The 3,008-nt window shown below is 52.5% G+C and carries 1 rRNA gene; it reads right to left on the bottom strand.

The features are described 5' to 3' along the window. Positions 1-2,907, bottom strand: a 23S ribosomal RNA gene (locus CUU66_RS20045); the annotation flags it as partial. Positions 2,908-3,008: the final 101 nt, after the last annotated feature.

Raw genomic sequence — 3,008 nt, 5'->3', positions numbered from 1 at the left:
CCACGCTTCCACCTCAGACCTATCTACCTGATCATCTTTCAGGGATCTTACTAGCTTGACGCTATGGGAAATCTCATCTTGAGGGGGGCTTCATGCTTAGATGCTTTCAGCACTTATCCCGTCCGCACATAGCTACCCAGCGATGCCTTTGGCAAGACAACTGGTACACCAGCGGTGCGTCCATCCCGGTCCTCTCGTACTAAGGACAGCTCCTCTCAAATTTCCTGCGCCCACGACGGATAGGGACCGAACTGTCTCACGACGTTCTGAACCCAGCTCGCGTACCGCTTTAATGGGCGAACAGCCCAACCCTTGGGACCGACTACAGCCCCAGGATGCGATGAGCCGACATCGAGGTGCCAAACCTCCCCGTCGATGTGGACTCTTGGGGGAGATAAGCCTGTTATCCCCGGGGTAGCTTTTATCCGTTGAGCGATGGCCCTTCCATGCGGAACCACCGGATCACTAAGCCCGACTTTCGTCCCTGCTCGACTTGTAGGTCTCGCAGTCAAGCTCCCTTGTGCCTTTACACTCTACGAATGATTTCCAACCATTCTGAGGGAACCTTTGGGCGCCTCCGTTACTCTTTAGGAGGCGACCGCCCCAGTCAAACTGCCCGCCTGACACTGTCTCCCGCCCCGATCAGGGGCGCGGGTTAGAATTTCAATACAGCCAGGGTAGTATCCCACCAATGCCTCCACCGAAGCTGGCGCTCCGGCTTCTCAGGCTCCTACCTATCCTGTACAAGCTGTACCAAAATTCAATATCAGGCTGCAGTAAAGCTCCACGGGGTCTTTCCGTCCTGTCGCGGGTAACCTGCATCTTCACAGGTAGTATAATTTCACCGAGTCTCTCGTTGAGACAGTGCCCAGATCGTTACGCCTTTCGTGCGGGTCGGAACTTACCCGACAAGGAATTTCGCTACCTTAGGACCGTTATAGTTACGGCCGCCGTTTACTGGGGCTTCGGTTCAAAGCTTCGCTTGCGCTAACCTCTCCCCTTAACCTTCCAGCACCGGGCAGGCGTCAGCCCCTATACTTCGCCTTGCGGCTTCGCAGAGACCTGTGTTTTTGCTAAACAGTCGCCTGGGCCTATTCACTGCGGCTCATCTAGGCTATTCACCCAAATGAGCACCCCTTCTCCCGAAGTTACGGGGTCATTTTGCCGAGTTCCTTAACGAGAGTTCTCTCGCACACCTTAGGATTCTCTCCTCGCCTACCTGTGTCGGTTTGCGGTACGGGCACCCTTCATCTCGCTAGAGGCTTTTCTTGGCAGTGTGGAATCAGGAACTTCGGTACTATATTTCCCTCGCCATCACAGCTCAGCCTGTATGAAAACGGGATTTGCCTCGTTTTCGGCCTAACTGCTTGGACGCGCATATCCAACAGCGCGCTTACCCTATCCTCCTGCGTCCCCCCACTCGCTCAAACGATGAATTGGTGGTACAGGAATATCAACCTGTTGTCCATCGCCTACGCCTTTCGGCCTCGGCTTAGGTCCCGACTAACCCTGAGCGGACGAGCCTTCCTCAGGAAACCTTAGGCATTCGGTGGAAGGGATTCTCACCCTTCTTTCGCTACTCATACCGGCATTCTCACTTCTAAGCGCTCCACCAGTCCTTCCGGTCTGACTTCACCGCCCTTAGAACGCTCTCCTACCGCGGACACCCTACGGTGTCCACCCACAGCTTCGGTGATACGTTTAGCCCCGGTACATTTTCGGCGCAGAGTCACTCGACCAGTGAGCTATTACGCACTCTTTAAATGGTGGCTGCTTCTAAGCCAACATCCTGGTTGTCTAAGCAACTCCACATCCTTTTCCACTTAACGTATACTTTGGGACCTTAGCTGGTGGTCTGGGCTGTTTCCCTTTTGACTACGGATCTTATCACTCGCAGTCTGACTCCCAAGGATAAGTCATTGGCATTCGGAGTTTGACTGAATTCGGTAACCCGATGGGGGCCCCTAGTCCAATCAGTGCTCTACCTCCAAGACTCTCACACTTGAGGCTAGCCCTAAAGCTATTTCGGAGAGAACCAGCTATCTCCAGGTTCGATTGGAATTTCTCCGCTACCCACACCTCATCCCCGCACTTTTCAACGTGCGTGGGTTCGGGCCTCCATTCAGTGTTACCTGAACTTCACCCTGGACATGGGTAGATCACCTGGTTTCGGGTCTACGACCTCATACTCATTCGCCCTATTCAGACTCGCTTTCGCTGCGGCTCCGTCTCATCAACTTAACCTTGCATGAAATCGTAACTCGCCGGTTCATTCTACAAAAGGCACGCCATCACCCGTTTCTTTCAAAGAAAGACATAGGGCTCTGACTACTTGTAGGCACACGGTTTCAGGATCTCTTTCACTCCCCTTCCGGGGTGCTTTTCACCTTTCCCTCACGGTACTGGTTCACTATCGGTCACTAGGTAGTATTTAGCCTTGGGAGATGGTCCTCCCTGCTTCCGACGGGATTTCTCGTGTCCCGCCGTACTCAGGATCCACTCTGGAGGGAACGAAGTTTCGACTACAGGGTTGTTACCTTCTTCGACGGACCTTTCCATGTCTCTTCGTCTACCCCGTTCCTTTGTAACTCCGTATAGAGTGTCCTACAACCCCGAAAGGCAAGCCTTTCGGTTTGGGCTACATTCCGTTTCGCTCGCCGCTACTCAGGAAATCGCATTTGCTTTCTCTTCCTCCGGGTACTTAGATGTTTCAGTTCCCCGGGTCTGCCTTCAAAGCCCTATGAATTCAGGCTGAGATACTGTTCCATTACGAACAGTGGGTTTCCCCATTCGGAAATCTCCGGATCAAAGCTTACTTACAGCTCCCCGAAGCATATCGGTGTTAGTCCCGTCCTTCATCGGCTCCTAGTGCCAAGGCATTCACCGTGCGCCCTTTCTAACTTAACCACTTTAAAACATAAAACTTACCTTCATTATTACTCGATGTGGTATAAAATGACGCAAATCATTTTTGCCTTACATATTGTTATCTAGTTTTCAAAGAACGA

Origin of the sequence: Peribacillus deserti (assembly GCF_002863585.1) — a bacterium.
Taxonomy (GTDB): domain Bacteria; phylum Bacillota; class Bacilli; order Bacillales; family DSM-1321; genus Paraperibacillus; species Paraperibacillus deserti_A.
The sequence above is the reverse complement of the archived record's forward strand: the minus strand, read 5'-3'. Positions and strand labels throughout refer to the sequence as shown.